Below are 14,381 nucleotides of genomic sequence, written 5' to 3' on the forward strand. Positions count from 1 at the left end.
CCGCCCTGGGGCACCGCCGAGCACGATCCGGCCAGTCTCGCGGGGTCGCGCGGCTACCGAAAGTGATTCGGCGGGGATGCGCACGCTTCGGCAAACCGGGGACACACGCTTCGGGAGACGGGAACCCACGCGTCGGCAGACGGGATCAACCGAGAGCGATTCACCAACTGTTGCCGATCTGCTTGGCAGATGTTGCCGATTCCGCAGGATCGCCCGGCGAGTTGAATCGCTGTCAGCAGCCGGGCGAACAGCCCTCCACGAATGTGATCGAATCACCTCCCCTCCGATTGGAGTGCGCTGATGACGCCTGCCGCAGCGGCGGGACCCCGCCGACGGATCCGAATCGGCATCGACACCGGCGGTACCTTCACCGACGTGGTCGCGCTGGACGAGGAGTCCGGCGAGCTGGTCACCACCAAGACGCCGTCCACGCCGAGCGACCCCGCCGACGGCTTCATGAACGGCATCGACAAGGTGCTGGGCCTGCTCGGATGCACCGGGGCCGACGTCACCGCCGTCGCGCACGGCACCACGGTGGCCACCAACCAGCTCCTGGAAGACAAGATCGACCGCCTCGGGTTCATCACCACCGAGGGCTACGAGTACATCCTGGAGATCGCCCGCCAGGCGGTCCCGGACGGCTACGGCAACTCCTACTTCTGGGTCAAGCCGGACCGGATCGTCCCGGTCGACCTGGTGCACACCGTGGGCGGCCGGTTCGACCACAAGGGCAACGAGGTCCGCCCGTTCGACGAGGAGGGCGCCCGCGCCGCCGCCCGTCGGCTGCGCGAGCAGGGCATCCTCACCATCGGCGTCTGCTTCCTGCACTCCTACGCCAACTCGGCGCACGAGGAGCGCATGCGCGAGATCCTGCGCGAGGAGCACCCCGAGGCGATCGTGTCGATCAGCTCCGAGGTGCTGCGCGAGTACCGCGAGTACGAGCGCTCGATGACCACCCTCGTCGACGCCGCGGTCAAGCCGCGCGTGGCCCGCTACGTCGGCGGCATCCGGCAGCGCCTGGACGCGTTCACCACCGCCGGCGAGGCCCCCCGCCGCGTGCCGTTCGCGATCATGAAGTCCAACGGCGGCGTGCTCTCCGCCGAGGAGGTCGTGCACCAGCCGATCACCACCGTGCTCTCCGGCCCGGCCGCCGGCGCCCTGGGCGCCGCGCTGATCGCCGAGAAGGCCGGCTTCGACAAGGTCCTGACCTGCGACGGCGGCGGCACCTCCACCGACGTGTCGGTGGTTCTCGGCGGCGAGCCGACGCTGACCACCGAGGGCACGGTCGGGCGTTTCCCGTCCAAGATCCCGATGATCGACGTGGTCACCGTCGGCGCCGGCGGCGGCTCGATCGCCTGGATCTCCCCCGAGGGCACGCTCAAGGTCGGCCCCCGCTCGGCCGGCGCCGACCCGGGCCCGCTGTGCTACGGCAAGGGCGGCACCGAGCCGACCATCACCGACGCGCACGTCCTGCTCGGCCGCATCCCCCCGCACCTGCTCGGCGGCGAGATCCCGCTGGACGTGGACGCCGCCCGTGAGGGCCTGACCAAGATGGCCGCCGAACTCGGCATGGGCGTCGAGCAGTTGGCCAACGGCATCCTGGAGATCTCGGCCTGGAACCAGGCCAACGCGCTGCGTCAGATCACCGTCAAGCGCGGCCTGGACGTCCGCGACTTCACCATGGCCACCTTCGGCGGGTCCGGCTCGCTGCTGCTGTGCCGCCTCATCGACATCCTCGGCCTCGCCGGCGTCATCGTGCCGCGCGACCCGGGCAACGTCTCCGCGTTCGGCCTGCTCACCGTCGACGTGCGCTGCGACTATGTGCAGACCGCGGTCGGCAGCCACCCCGAGCTCGATCACCCCAAGGTGGCGGGCATCTTCGACGAGTTGGCGGGCAAGGCGGGCGACGCCCTCGACAAGGAGGGCTTCGCGGCCGAGGACCACCGCTACGTGCGTACCGCGGACCTGCGCTACTTCGGCCAGGCGTTCGAGGTCCGGGTGCCGGTGCCGGACGGCCCGTTCACCGCCGAACTCGCCGACACCGTCGCCGAGTCCTTCCACGCCGCGCACGAGCAGCTCTACGGGTACAACTTCCGCGGCGACGCGAGCCAGCCCGTGGAGTGGGTCAACCTGCGCGTCACCGGCGTCGGCCCGATCCGCCGCCCCGAACTGCGCGAACTCCCGGGCCGCGAGGAGGATGTCGAGCGCGCCCGCACCGGCACGCGCGCGGTCTGCTTCGTCGACCGCGACGGCTATGTGGACACCGCCGTGTACGCGCGGCCCGAACTCGCCCCGGGCGACCTGGTCGTCGGCCCGGCGATCATCGAGGAGTTCGGCTCCACCATCCCGATCCACCCGGGCTTCGCCGCCCGCGTGGACGCCTACGGCAACGTCGTGGTCACCCGCGACACCGACACCACCTCGACCGCTTCGAAGGGAGCCTGAACATGAGCGCCGGCACCACCGCCACCACCCCGCAGGACGCGCTGCACGGCGTCGACCCCGTGCTCCTGGAGATCGTCGAAGGCACCCTCGCCTCGGTCGAGATGGAGGTCGAGACCGCGATCGGGCGCACCTCGCGCTCGCCGATGATCCGCGACGCGCACGACTTCCGGGCGGGCATCCACGACCGCAAGTTGCGCAAGCTCACGGGTCGTTCGTACTCCGCGCTGGTACACCCCATCGCCCGCGACTTCCCGCTGGAGACGATGCGTCCGGGCGACGTGTTCTTCCACAACGACGTGTACGAGTCGGAGGGCGGCATCGGCCACCTGCCCGACCTGTGCGTCACCGTCCCGGTCTTCGCGGACGGCCAAGTGGTCGCTTTCGTCCAGGCGTTCGGGCACCACGACGACATCGGCGGCTGCTGCCCCGGGTCGATGCCCTCGGGCGCGACCACGGTGTACGAAGAGGGCCTGATGGTCCCGCCGATCAAGCTGTGGGACCAGGGCGTGCCGAACCAGGCCGCGCTGCGCATCATGACCCGCAACTCGCGGATGCCCGACTCGCTCGCCGCCGACCTGGACGCCGAGTGCTCGGCGTGCCTGATGGGTTCGCGCCGGCTCGGCGAACTCTTCGAGCGCTACGGCCGCGAGACCGTCGAGGCGTGCTTCGACGCGATCCTGGACAAGACCACCGAGACCTACCGTCGCGAGATCCTGTCCAAGATCCCCGACGGCGAGTACGTCTGGGAGGACTACGCCGAACACGACGGCGTGGACGAGCCGATGCTGCACACGCAGCGGATCACCCTGACCAAGACGCCCGACAAGATCCTCATCGACTTCACGGGTACGTCCAAGCAGGCCAAGGGTCCGATCAACCACTGCGGCGACTACGCGGACGGCAACTTCCTCAAGAAGTGGCTCGCCCCGATCCTGCGCAACCTCGCGGACACCCCCGAGCGGATGGCCGAACTCGACGTCAACGAGGGCGTGGTGCCGCTGATCGAGATGAAGTTCCCGGAGAAGGGCACGCTGCTCACGCCGATCTTCCCGGCGCCGACGAACGCGCGCACCTTCGTCATCCTGCGCCTGCTCGGCGTGCTCTCCGGCGTGCTGGCCAAGGCGGTCGACGGCCGGATGCCGGCCGACCAGGAGACGATCCGCTACACCGGTGTGTACGGCCACGACGCGGAGGGCCGCTCGTACCTGATGCGCGAGGTGCTCGGCGGCGGCTCGGGCGGGCGCTACTACGCGGACGGCGAGGACACGATCCACGTGGTGCCGGACTCGCGCAACCTGCCGACCGAGTTCACCGAGTCGCGCTTCCCGTTCCTGGTCGAACGCCTGGGCCTGGCGGCCGACTCGGGCGGCCCGGGCGAGTTCCGCGGCGGCCTCGGCTACGAGAAGCACATCCGGATGTTGCTCGACGCGTCGTTCATGTCGATCGCCGACCGTTCGATCCTGTCCTGCTGGGGCGTCAAGGGCGGCAAGGCCGGCCGCCCCTTCCAGGTCGTGATCGACCCGGGCGGCCCGAACGAGCGCGAGATGGAGGGTCTGGTCGACGACGAGCCGGTCAAGGCCGGCGAGGTGATCCGGATCCGCACCACGGGCGGCGGCGGCTGGGGCGACCCGCTCGACCGCAAGACCGAGTCGGTCCTGCGCGACGTCCGGTGGGGCAAGGTCTCCCGAGCGGCGGCGGCGGACGACTACGGCGTCGTCCTGACGGGCGAGGGCGACGACTTGGCGGTCGACGAGGCGGCGACGGAAGCCCTGCGCGAGTCGATCCGCACGGCGCGGCCGGAGGTGGAGCCCTTCTTCGACCGCGGCCCGGGCTACGCCCAACTGTCGGGCGGGCAGGCATACGCGGCGGTGGACATGCTGTAGGACCTCGCCAGGCAACGACGAGCCCGCCCCGACCGTTTCGACGGTCGGGGCCGGCCACGTTGTGGCGGCTTTCCCGCGAAGCCGGCAGTTCACCACGGTCGCCGGGCTCCCGAGCAGCGAGGCTCGGCCCGAACCACGATCCGCCGCACGGCGTCAGGTGCGATCCGCGTCCCGGTCGCGTAGTCGGCGCAGGGTCAGTCCGGTCGTCGATTTGCACAGGAACTCGGCGCGTTCGTAGGACAGTCGGCCTCGGCCGGTCTGCGGGCAGATGTCGTCCGGGCCCAGCGCGCGGGCCCGCGCGGGTCCCGGGCGACGGTCGGCGAGGAAGACCGGGCCGTGGGTCCGGCCGTCCAGGAGTTCGGCCAGGAGCGCGGCGGTCAGCGCGCGCCAGGTGATCCACGCACCGGGCCGGGTCCCCCGGCTCGGGCGGCGGGCTCGCCGCTCCGCCGGGTCGAGGTCCTGGACATTGAGCGCCAGTACGGCCGTGACGGTGGCGCCGGATTCGCGCAGCAGCGTCCACAGCGTGCGATCCCGCAACGGGGCTTCCGTTTCCCAGGGTTGCGCGGGGGCGGAGAAGGCCGGGGCGGAGATGGCCGGGTCGGGCTCGGTCGCGATGCGGGGTTCGGCCGGTCGTGGTGGGATGCCCGTGTCGAGGCCCGGGGTGTGCGTCCACGCTCCGAACGCCCTGACTGCGGCGCGGTGCCGGTTCCAGGTCGCCGCGGCCGTGCCGTTCCACGACATGCGGAACGCGTCGGCGACCCGGTCGGGGCTCAGCGAGGCGAGCGGCAGGCCCACCCCCAGGGCGAGCCGCAGGCGCCACAACGTCTGTCTGTAGGAGCGGGCGGTCGCGGGTGCGAGCCGATCCTGGGCGAGGAACGCGTCGACGGCCTCGCCGAACGTGCGGACGGGCGCGTCGTCCCCGGTCGCGATGCCCTCGGCGCGACGGGTCAGGTAGGCGCGTTCGGCGGCGTTGCGGGTCAGGAGTGCCGCCCGCTCGAACTCACGGCGTGCCTCTTCGCCGCGACCCAGGCGCAGCAGCAGGTCGCCGCGTACGCCGGGGAGCAGGTGGTAGTCGCGCAGCGCCGGGTCGCGGGTGAGCGTGTCGGCGAGTGCGAGACCGGCGGCCGGGCCGTCCGCCATGCCCACCGCGACGGCCTCGTTGAGGCGTACGACCGCGGTGGGCAGGATTCGCGCGAGCGCCGCGTACAGTCCGGCGATCCGCGGCCAATCGGTGTCCTCGGCGGTGCGCGCCTGTGCGTGGCAGACGGCGATGGCGGCCTGGAGGACGTACGGGCCTGGTTGGCCGGGTATGCCCGCCTCGCGGGCCCGCAGCATGGCGGCGAAGCCACGGCGGATGAGCGATCGGTCCCACCGTCCGCGGTCCTGCAGATGCAGGGGGACGGGTTCGCCGGCGGGACCGGTGCGCGCGGCGGCACGGGACGCCTGGATCTCCATGAGCGCGACCAGGCCGTGGACTTCGGCCTCGGCGGGCATCGAGTCGGCGAGCAGTCGCCCGAGCCGCAGCGCCTCCAGGCACAGGCCGGGCCGGATCAGGTCGTCGCCCGAGGTCGCCGAGTAGCCCTCATTGAAGATCAGGTAGAGGACCTCGATGACGGACGCGAGGCGTTCGGCCGTCTCGGGACCCGTCGGGAGTTCGAACGGCACGCGCGCTTCGGCGAGCGTGCGCTTCGCGGTCGCGATGCGGCGGGCGATCAGCGGCTCGGCCGTGAGGAAGGCCCGGGCGATCTCGGACGCGGTCAGCCCACCGAGGAGGCGCAGGGTCAGCGCGACACGCGCCTCGGTGGGCAGCATGGAGTGGCAGGAGACGAACATGAGCCGCAGCACGTCGTCCTGCTCGTCGTCCTGCTCGTGGACGCCATGCCCGGCACCCGCCTCGGGTCCCGGCTCGAGGCTGCGGATGTCCGCGTCGAGACGATGTTGTTCGGCCAGCTCGTGCGCGAGCAGTTCGCCGTGTTCCGCCGCCCGCCGGTCGCGGCGGATGTGGTCGACGGCGCGGCGTTTGGCGACGGTGGTGAGCCAGGCGCCCGGGTTGTCCGGGACGCCCGACCGGGGCCACTGCTCCAACGCCGCGACCAGTGCGTCCTGCGCCAGTTCCTCCGCCACCCCGATGTCGTGCACCATGCGGGTCAGCGCGGCGACGATGCGGGCCGATTCCGTCTTCCAGATGGAATCGACCGTGCGGTGGACATCCGTCACGGGCCGAAGACCTGCTGGATGACGCTCTCGCCGTCACCGACGATCGCGCGGAACCGGCGACCGAGTGCGACGGCCTCCTCCTTGGAGCCGACCTCGATGAGCGCGAAGCCGACGACGGCCTCCTTGGCCTCGGCGAACGGGCCGTCGGTCACGGTGACCTCACCGCCCGCCGAGACCAGGCGCACGCCGCCGGCCTCCAGTCCGCCGGTGGCCAGCAACACGCCGGCAGCGCTCAGCTCGTCGATGAAGGCGCCCATCTCGGCGAACAACTTCTCGTCGGGGGCGGTGTCGTTCGGGCCGGCCTTGGTGGTCATCAGGTAGCGCATGGTGGTCTCCGGTCTCACTCGGTCTTGTTCGATCTCGTTCGCTCCGGCCGTATTGCCGGACGCTGACACGTCGCAGAGAAGATGCGACAGGGAATCGCATTATTCCCTGTCACATTGATGGATCGACGAAGGTGCGAGCCCCACGGAAGACGTCCGAGGTGGCCGGCCCGCCCCGAAGGAGTTCCACCGTGACGACCACCGCGCCTCTCCCGCGCACCACCGCCGCCAACGCCACAGGGGTGCGGGTCGACACCCGTGCGCTGCTCGCCTGCGCGGCCGTCGCCGGTCCGCTGTGGGTAGCCGTCTCGGTCGCCCAGGCGGCCACCCGGGACGGTTTCGAGCCGACCCGGCACGCGCTCAGCCAGTTGGCCACCGGCTCCCTCGGTTGGCTGCAGATCGCGAACTTCGTGATCGCCGGCGTCCTGGCGACCGCCGGCGCGGCCGGGCTGCGGCGGGTCATGCGCGGGACGCCCGGCGGTGTCGCGGTGCCGCGGCTGGTTCGGGTGATCGGCGTCGGCATGGTCGCCGCCGGGCTGCTGACGATGGATCCGGCGGACGGCTTCCCGGTGGGCACGCCGAAGGGCGTGCCGGAATCGATGAGTTGGCACGCGTACGGACACATGGCCGCCGGGTCGGTCACCTTCATCGCGTTGATCGCCGCCGGCTACCTGCTCGGCCGACACTTCTCCCGCCTGGGCAACCGGCGCCTCGCCGTCGTCTGCCGCGTCGCCGCCACGGTGAAGCTCGCCGGCGACGCGTGGGCGATGAGCGGCGGCGAGGCCGGCGCGCTGACCATCGCCATCGGCACGAGCGCCATGTTCGCACTGCTCGCGTACGTGGCCGTGCACTACCGACGCTCCGCCTGAGCGGCACGCCTTTCGGGCGACAACCCTGCACCTGTAACCCTTCAACCCCCTTCAACCAGCAAGAGAGCGAGACGGTTCGATGCGCATCATCATTGGTGAATTCGTCAGCCTGGACGGCGTCGGTCAGGCCCCCGGCGGCCCCGACGAGGACACCGACGGCGGATTCGCCCACGGCGGCTGGACCCACCCCTTCTTCGACCCGCAGGTGATGGGTGGCGCCCTCGCCGAATGGGCGGCCACCACCGACGCGCTGCTCTTCGGCCGGCGCACCTGGCAGGTCATGGCCGCGGCCTGGCCCGGCCGAGCCGGCGACCCCTTCGCCGACCACATGAACTCGGTCCGAAAGTACGTCGTCACCGACACACTCGGCGACGACGACCTGACCTGGAACAACACCACCCGCATCCCCGGCGACCAGACCCTCGACCGGATCCGGGAACTGCGCGCGACCGAGGGCCGAGACCTGGTGCTGATGGGCAGCCTCACACTCGCCCGAACCCTTCTGACCGAAGGACTGGTCGACGAACTGCGCCTGATGATCATGCCGGTGCTCCTGGGCGGCGGAAAGACCCTCTTCCCAACCGACGGCGCCCTGCGCACCCTCGAACTGGTCTCGACCAAGCTCAGCACCACCGGCGTACACGTCGCCACCTACCGCCCGGCACCCGGGGCGTAACGACCGACACCCGGCCGAACCCATGGACCGGACGCGGGGGAACCACCCTGATCTCCAGGGAGGTTCCCCCGCCGTTCGTCGCCGACCACCGGCCGGCAACGGCGGGCAGGAGGGGTCTCGGGTCGAGTCCACCCCTTCCTGGGCCCGACCCCCACCCAAGCCCACACCGTCGGCAACCACGTCGCCGTCACCGGCCGGGTGGCGCCGGTGCGGCGCGGGTCGGAGCCCTTTCGGTGGCGAGGTCTTCACCAAGGACGAGCACGGACGTCTCACCGGCCTGATCCGCTACTGGGACGCGGACGGCCGGTTCATCTGCGAGTCCGAGCTTGTGGCCGGCCGGCCGCACGGCGTCTTTCGGCGCTACGACCACCCCGGCGGCGAGTTGTCGCAGGAGGGCCGGTACACGGACGGCCGCGTCGACGGCGTACGGCGCTTCCACCGGCCCGGCACCCCGGAGCCGCGGTCGCCGGGGGCGGGATACGGCTCGGGCGGCCCGTGGCGGGACGCGGTGGAGTCGGTACGTGTCTACGAGTGCGTGTACGCCGACGGCGACCTGATCGGCACCCGTCATCTCGACGGAGCCGGGGTCGAGGTGCAACACGGCTCGGGCGAGCCCGTGCCGCCGCGCCCCGAAGGCGTGGCACCCACGGCGAGCCGGTTGCCGGGTTCGGGGGACATCGCGTGGCTGTTCATGCGGCGGCGTGGGGAGCAGGGTGAGGAGACGCTCGAAACCCGGCACTGGTGGGCCGACGGCACCCTCCAGAGCGAGTGGACGATCGACGGCACCGACCGGCGCTACTACCGCAGTGGCGTGCTCTGGCGGGATGCCCGTCGGGCGGCCCGTCGGGTGCCCGGCGAGGACATCCGCCCCCTGCACGGCACTTCGTGCTACCACGACGTGCGCGGACTGCTGCGCCGTGAGTCCGACCACGACTCCGGGTCCGGACGCGAAGTCGAGCGGCACCGGACCTGGCACCGCACGGCCGAGGAGGCGGACGGCCGCGGCGTCACCCGCTCCGGCCCGGTCGAGGACGCCGTCGAGGTGGGCCTGTGGCAGGTCCGCGACACCGACGGCACACCCGTACGGGAGGTCCGGCTCGGGCGCCTGTGGGGCGACGCCGATCTGCCGGCCACCCCGGCCGCCGCCGAACTGCCGTACAGCGCGACGGAGTTGCACGCCGTAATCGCCGAAGCCGACGCCGACGACCCGGACGGCGGCCCCGCGCAGCCGGCCCGGATCCGGCTCGCCGCCCGCGAGGGCGCCGCGGCGCTAGCGCCGGTCGTCGGCGACGAGCGGCCCTGGCCCGCCGTCATGGTCGACGGTCCCTACTGGCACGAGGGCGTACCCGTCTCGCCGCTGACCCCGCGGTCGTCACTCACCGAGGTGATCCACGCCCTGCGGTGGGGAGAGCCCGCGGGCCCGACCCTGGCCCGGCTCGCCCACGACCTCTTCCGGTACGGGCACCCGCACACCGCCCTGGACGCCATCGAAGCGGCCCTCCTCCTCGGCGACGACGCCGACCGGCACCGGACACGTGCGGTCCTGCTCAGGACCCTCGGCCGCGACGCCGATGCCGACGCCGTCGTCCCGGGACCGGACCACGTCGACCCGGCCGCCACCCATCTGCTGCTCGCCATCCGCGCACGCCCCGCCGACAACGGCCCCCGATCGGCCTACGCGGAGGCGGTGGCCGTCTCCCACCCCGAGCACGCCCGGCTGATCAACGCCCAGTGCGGCGGCAACGCGGACGACGAGGACGCCGCCGCGGCCGCGTACGCGGCCGCGCTGCCCGAGGAGGTGCGTGACGTCCTCATCGGCGACCCGGAACGCGGATTCGTGCGCTCGGTCACCGACATGGAAGCGGAGACCTTCCTGCGCCACCACGACGCCCTCTTCCGCGCCGCACCCGAAGACGATCACCTCGAACTACAGTTCGCGAGCGACCATTTCGCCGAGATCTCGCTGCTTCCCGCGCTCGGCCGCTACCGCGGCCTACGCACCTACGACACCCACCTGGACGGCGACGCCGCGGCCCGGCCGGCCCGGTCGCCGTATCTGCGGCAACTGGAAAGCCTCGCGCTGCCGGATTCCCATCCGGACGACGACGCCCTGACCGCCCTGCTCGCCGGCCACGGCTACCCGCACCTGCGTGAACTGAACGTGTCCGCCTCACGTTACGACGAGCAAAACTTCACCTCGGCCGGGCTCCTGCGGCTGCCCGACGCCGTCTTCGCGCCGCATCTGGAGCGCCTCGACCTCAGGCACAGCACCTTCGACGATCTCGACAGCGCCTTGGCAACGGTGCTACCGGCACTGCCGCGCCTCACCGACCTCACCGTCGACAGCCACCTGCTCGGCGACGGATTGCCGACCCGACTGAGCGAGCTTCCCAACCGCTTCACCGCGCTCGACCTCGCGAGCGGCGCCTTCACCCGGGCAGGCGTCGACGCGCTGGTCGACTCCCCCGCGGCAGCCGGCCTCCGGAGTCTCGCCATGGCGATCCACGGCGACAGTACCGGCGCAGCCATGCTCACACTGGTGCGCGGGCGGCGGCTGGGCGCCCTGCGGACGCTCCGGCTGTCCGGGGGGTATCTCGACCGGCTGCCACCCGAGATCGGCCCCGCCCTCGCGGAGTCGGTGTTCACCGAATCGCTGGAAATACTGCGGCTGGACCGGGGCCGCCTCGGCCCCGACGGCACGGCCGGCCTGGCGGTGACGTCGTTTCGGCGGCTGCGCCGCCTCGACCTCGGCAACTGCGGCATCGGCGACCGCGGAGCGACCGTACTGGCCCGCACCCCGATGCCGGCCACCCTGCGGTGGCTGGTGCTCGACAACAACGACATCGGCGACGCGGGTGCACTCGCCCTGGCTCGCTCACCCCATCTGACCGGACTCGAAGGACTCGAACTCCGGCACAACCGCTTCGGCGACCGTGCCGTCCGGGCACTGCGTGCACGCTTCGGCGGCGCACTGTACAGCTGACGCGCGGCGTCCGGACTCGTTGCGCGGCTCAGGCCGTCCGGGCGGGCGGGGTGCACGCCGTGGCCGGCGGGGTTATGTCCTTGGTGAGGCGAGTGGTTCCGTCGTCGCCGGTGTGTGGCGCCGACCGGTATCCCTCGCTCTCGTAGAGGGCGATGTTCTGCCGGCTGTGGACGCCGGTGTGCAGCACGAGGCGGCGGCAGCTCGGCTCGGCCGCGGCTTCGGCGGTGCGCAACAGCCGGCGGCCCAGTCCCCGGCCCCGCAGGTCGGGTACGACGCAGAGCCGGCCCAGGTGCCAGTCGGTGTCGACGCGTCGGGCCCGCACCATGCCCAGCAGCCGGCCATCCCGCCACAATCCCATGGCGTGCCAGGTCGCCAGCCACTCGCGTATCCGCTCCGGTGACTCGTGCAGGGCCGGGATGGCCAGGGTGTCGTTGGCAAGGGCCTCGTCCACCCAGCAGCACCGCTGCACCACCGTGACCTCGGGAGCGTCATCAGGGGTCAGCCGCCTCAGGTAGGAACCCGGCAGCGGGCCGGGCAGCACGCCGGGGTGTGCCCCTTCGCGCATCGGGCGCAGGGCGTGGGCAACCCGGACCAGTTCGTCCAGGACGCCGACGGCCGTCGAGGCAAGGGCGGCGTTCGGGCGGATCCGTCCGTCTTCGACCGCGTCACCGACGCGCATCGCGACCGTGCGTCCCAACGGCACCAGGCGCAGTGTGGTCACCACCTGCTTGGCGTGCTGGACCGCGCGCGTGCCCGCGGAGGTGTTCCCGTAGCCGACGAAGCCGATCGGTTTCCACGCCCACTCGCGGCCGAGGTAGTCGAGCGCGTTCTTGAGCGTCGCCGGCATTCCGTGGTTGTACTCCGGGGTCACCACTATGAAGCCGTCCGCGGCGTTCACGAGCGCGCTCCATCGTCTGGTGTGCTCGTGCGCGTAGAGGCCCGACGACGGATGCTCCTCTTCGTCCAGGAAGGGCAGGTCGAGGTCGCCGATGGCCACGGGCACGAGTTCGACGTCGAGTTCCCCGGCGCGCGGCGTGATCGTCTCGATCAACCATGAGCCGACCGCCGGGCCGAGGGCGCCGGGCCGAGTGCTGCACACCAGGACGAGGACGCGCGTCTTTTTCGTTGACATGTAAATGAAAGTAACCGCTAGGTTGATTACATGTCAAAGAAGTCCTCGGCTGAGAATGTGCACTGGCTGAACCCGGACGAAGAGCGGGCGTGGCGGGCCTACCGGCGCATGGTGGTCGCCGTGCAGGCCGCCACGGCGCGTGACCTGGCCGAGGTCGGGCTCTCCGAGCCCGACTACGAGGTGCTCAGCACGTTGTCGGAGCGGCCCGACCACACCGGCACCCTGCGGGAACAGGCCGCCAAGATGCGATGGTCCCGCAGCCGGCTCTCCCGGCACGCCACCAGGATGGAAGCGCGCGGCCTCCTGCGACGTGCACCCGACCCGGCGGACGGCAGAGGTTGCCTCCTCGTGCTCACCGATCACGGCCTGGACACGCTCGAGAACGTCGCCCCGGCGCATGTCGCCTCGGTGCGAAGCCACTTCATCGACCGGCTCCCGCCCGAGGACCTCGGCGCCCTCGAACGCATCGCCCGGAAGCTGGAGGACATCGACGGCTGACGGTGAGCGCCGACAGCCGTCGCCGCGCCGACCGGATCAGAGGTGTCGGCGTCCCCCGAAGTCCACCTCCTCCGCCTCCCGCCCCGGCCACGTCAGTCGCGTCGGCGCCGCCGGGGTCTCGGCCACCACCCGGCCCCGCGAGATCACGTGGCTCGGGCGCACCTGGCGGCGCAGTACGTCGAAGGGGGAATCGGCGGGCAGGAGCAGGAAGTCGGCCGGGCGGCCGATCGCGACGCCATATCGTTCGCCCAGGTCCAAGACCCCGGCGGCCCGCGTCGTCACCATCGCGAACGCCTCGTCGATTTCCGCCTGCCCGGACAACTGCGCGGCCAGGATGCCGGCGTGGGCCACCTGGATCGGGTTGGCCGTGCCCAGGGGGAACCACGGGTCCATGACGTCGTCGTGGCCGAACGCCACATTGACCCCGGCCGCCAGCATCTCCTTGACCTGAGTCAGGCCGCGGCGCTTGGGGTAGTCGTCGAAGCGGCCCTGGAGGGTCAGGTTCACCATCGGGTTGCTGACCAGGTTGATGCCCGAACGGGCCACGATCCTACGCAACTTGCGGCTGTACGCGCCGTTGTACGAGCCCATCGCGGTGGTGTGACTGGCCGTCACCCGGGAGCCGAGGCCGCCGCGGCGGGCCAGTGTGGCGACCACCTCGACGAATCGGGACTGCTCGTCGTCGATCTCGTCGCAGTGCACGTCCACCATCAGCCCGTGCCGCTCGGCGAGTTCGAAGGCGATCTCCAACGACCGCACACCGTCCTCGCGGGTGTCCTCGAAGTGCGGGATGGCCCCGATCACGTCCACCCCGGCGGCCACCGCCCGCTCCATCAGCGCCTCTCCGCCGTCGAAGGAGACGATGCCCTCCTGGGGAAACGCCACCACCTGGAGGTCGAGCACATCCCGCACCCGCTCGCGCAGTTCGATCAGCGCGTGCAGCGCCGTGAGTTCGGGGTCGGTGACGTCGCAGTGGCTGCGTACGTGCAGTACGCCGTGGGCCACCTGCCAGCGCAACACCTGTTCGGCGCGGGCCAGTACGTCCTCGCGGGTGAGCATCGCCTTGCGCTCGGACCAGCGTTCGATGCCTTCCCACAGCGTGCCGGAGGTGTTCCAGCGGGGTTGGCCGGCGGTCAGGGCCGTGTCGAGGTGGATGTGCGGCTCGACGTACGGCGGCGTGGCCAGCGCGCCGGCGGCGTTCACGACCGGACCGGTCGGCGCGACGGCTCGCGTCCCTGTGGGGGTGATGTCGGTGACGATGCCGTCCGTCACCACGATGTCGACCCGGTCGGCCCGGTCGAGGAGCCGGCAGTCGGTCACGGTGAGGCTGCTCTGCATGTTCGGTCGCTCCAGGG

At 71.7% G+C, this 14,381-nt stretch carries 10 protein-coding genes; 6 read left to right on the plus strand and 4 right to left on the minus strand.

Annotated features, from left to right (window positions below):
• Window positions 1-300: 300 nt before the first annotated feature.
• Window positions 301-2,445: a hydantoinase/oxoprolinase family protein gene (locus tag ACFRCG_RS00605; protein ID WP_380027152.1), complete on the plus strand. Its 2,145-nt coding sequence runs from the start codon at window positions 301-303 to the stop codon at window positions 2,443-2,445.
• Window positions 2,446-2,447: 2 nt separating this feature from the next.
• Complete coding sequence (locus ACFRCG_RS00610) at window positions 2,448-4,328, plus strand: hydantoinase B/oxoprolinase family protein (protein WP_380027154.1); 1,881 nt, start codon at window positions 2,448-2,450, stop codon at window positions 4,326-4,328.
• A 153-nt stretch (window positions 4,329-4,481) separates the two neighbouring features.
• Here ACFRCG_RS00610 and ACFRCG_RS00615 read toward each other — a convergent pair whose 3' ends face one another.
• Together ACFRCG_RS00615 and ACFRCG_RS00620 are read right to left on the minus strand one after the other, a co-directional pair.
• Window positions 4,482-6,545, minus strand: coding sequence for a sigma-70 family RNA polymerase sigma factor (locus ACFRCG_RS00615; RefSeq protein WP_380027156.1), 2,064 nt, complete (start codon window positions 6,543-6,545; stop codon window positions 4,482-4,484).
• Window positions 6,542-6,889, minus strand: a complete 348-nt coding sequence (locus tag ACFRCG_RS00620) for a YciI family protein (RefSeq protein WP_380027158.1) — start codon at window positions 6,887-6,889, stop codon at window positions 6,542-6,544. The genes ACFRCG_RS00615 and ACFRCG_RS00620 overlap by 4 nt, the downstream gene beginning before the upstream one ends.
• 170 nt (window positions 6,890-7,059) lie before the next feature.
• Between ACFRCG_RS00620 and ACFRCG_RS00625 the strand changes: the two genes are divergently transcribed.
• From ACFRCG_RS00625 to ACFRCG_RS00635, 3 genes are all read left to right on the plus strand, one after another.
• Entirely contained in the window at window positions 7,060-7,737 is a 678-nt protein-coding gene (locus ACFRCG_RS00625) for a DUF998 domain-containing protein (RefSeq protein WP_380027160.1), read from the plus strand.
• Between the two features lie 79 nt (window positions 7,738-7,816).
• Complete coding sequence (locus tag ACFRCG_RS00630; protein WP_380027162.1) at window positions 7,817-8,413, plus strand: dihydrofolate reductase family protein; 597 nt, start codon at window positions 7,817-7,819, stop codon at window positions 8,411-8,413.
• A gap of 22 nt (window positions 8,414-8,435) precedes the next feature.
• Window positions 8,436-11,396 carry a hypothetical protein gene (locus ACFRCG_RS00635; RefSeq protein ID WP_380027165.1) on the plus strand — a complete coding sequence of 987 codons (2,961 nt, stop codon included), beginning with the start codon at window positions 8,436-8,438 and terminating at the stop codon, window positions 11,394-11,396.
• A gap of 28 nt (window positions 11,397-11,424) precedes the next feature.
• On the opposite strand, the gene ACFRCG_RS00640 is transcribed toward ACFRCG_RS00635, so the two are convergent.
• Window positions 11,425-12,528 carry a GNAT family N-acetyltransferase gene (locus ACFRCG_RS00640; RefSeq protein WP_380027167.1) on the minus strand — a complete coding sequence of 368 codons (1,104 nt, stop codon included), beginning with the start codon at window positions 12,526-12,528 and terminating at the stop codon, window positions 11,425-11,427.
• 30 nt (window positions 12,529-12,558) lie between these two features.
• On the opposite strand from ACFRCG_RS00640, the gene ACFRCG_RS00645 reads away from it, so the two are divergent.
• Window positions 12,559-13,026, plus strand: a complete 468-nt coding sequence (locus ACFRCG_RS00645) for a MarR family winged helix-turn-helix transcriptional regulator (protein WP_380027169.1) — start codon at window positions 12,559-12,561, stop codon at window positions 13,024-13,026.
• 36 nt (window positions 13,027-13,062) lie between these two features.
• Here the strand turns inward: ACFRCG_RS00645 and codA are convergent, their stop codons facing one another.
• Entirely contained in the window at window positions 13,063-14,364 is a 1,302-nt protein-coding gene (gene codA / locus ACFRCG_RS00650; RefSeq protein WP_380027171.1) for a cytosine deaminase, read from the minus strand.
• Window positions 14,365-14,381: the final 17 nt, after the last annotated feature.

The organism is Embleya sp. NPDC056575, from assembly GCF_042793325.1.
Classification (GTDB): Bacteria; Actinomycetota; Actinomycetes; order Streptomycetales; family Streptomycetaceae; genus Embleya.

Excerpts from the sequence above, each read along its gene's own strand:
- ACFRCG_RS00605 (WP_380027152.1), top strand. The coding sequence starts at position 301 with ATGACGCCTGCCGCAGCGGCGGGACCCCGCCGACGGATCCGAATCGGC.
- ACFRCG_RS00610 (WP_380027154.1), top strand. The coding sequence starts at position 2,448 with ATGAGCGCCGGCACCACCGCCACCACCCCGCAGGACGCGCTGCACGGC.
- ACFRCG_RS00630 (WP_380027162.1), top strand. The coding sequence starts at position 7,817 with ATGCGCATCATCATTGGTGAATTCGTCAGCCTGGACGGCGTCGGTCAG.
- ACFRCG_RS00635 (WP_380027165.1), top strand. The coding sequence starts at position 8,436 with ATGGACCGGACGCGGGGGAACCACCCTGATCTCCAGGGAGGTTCCCCC.
- ACFRCG_RS00640 (WP_380027167.1), bottom strand. The coding sequence starts at position 12,528 with ATGTCAACGAAAAAGACGCGCGTCCTCGTCCTGGTGTGCAGCACTCGG.
- ACFRCG_RS00645 (WP_380027169.1), top strand. The coding sequence starts at position 12,559 with ATGTCAAAGAAGTCCTCGGCTGAGAATGTGCACTGGCTGAACCCGGAC.
- codA (WP_380027171.1), bottom strand. The coding sequence starts at position 14,364 with ATGCAGAGCAGCCTCACCGTGACCGACTGCCGGCTCCTCGACCGGGCC.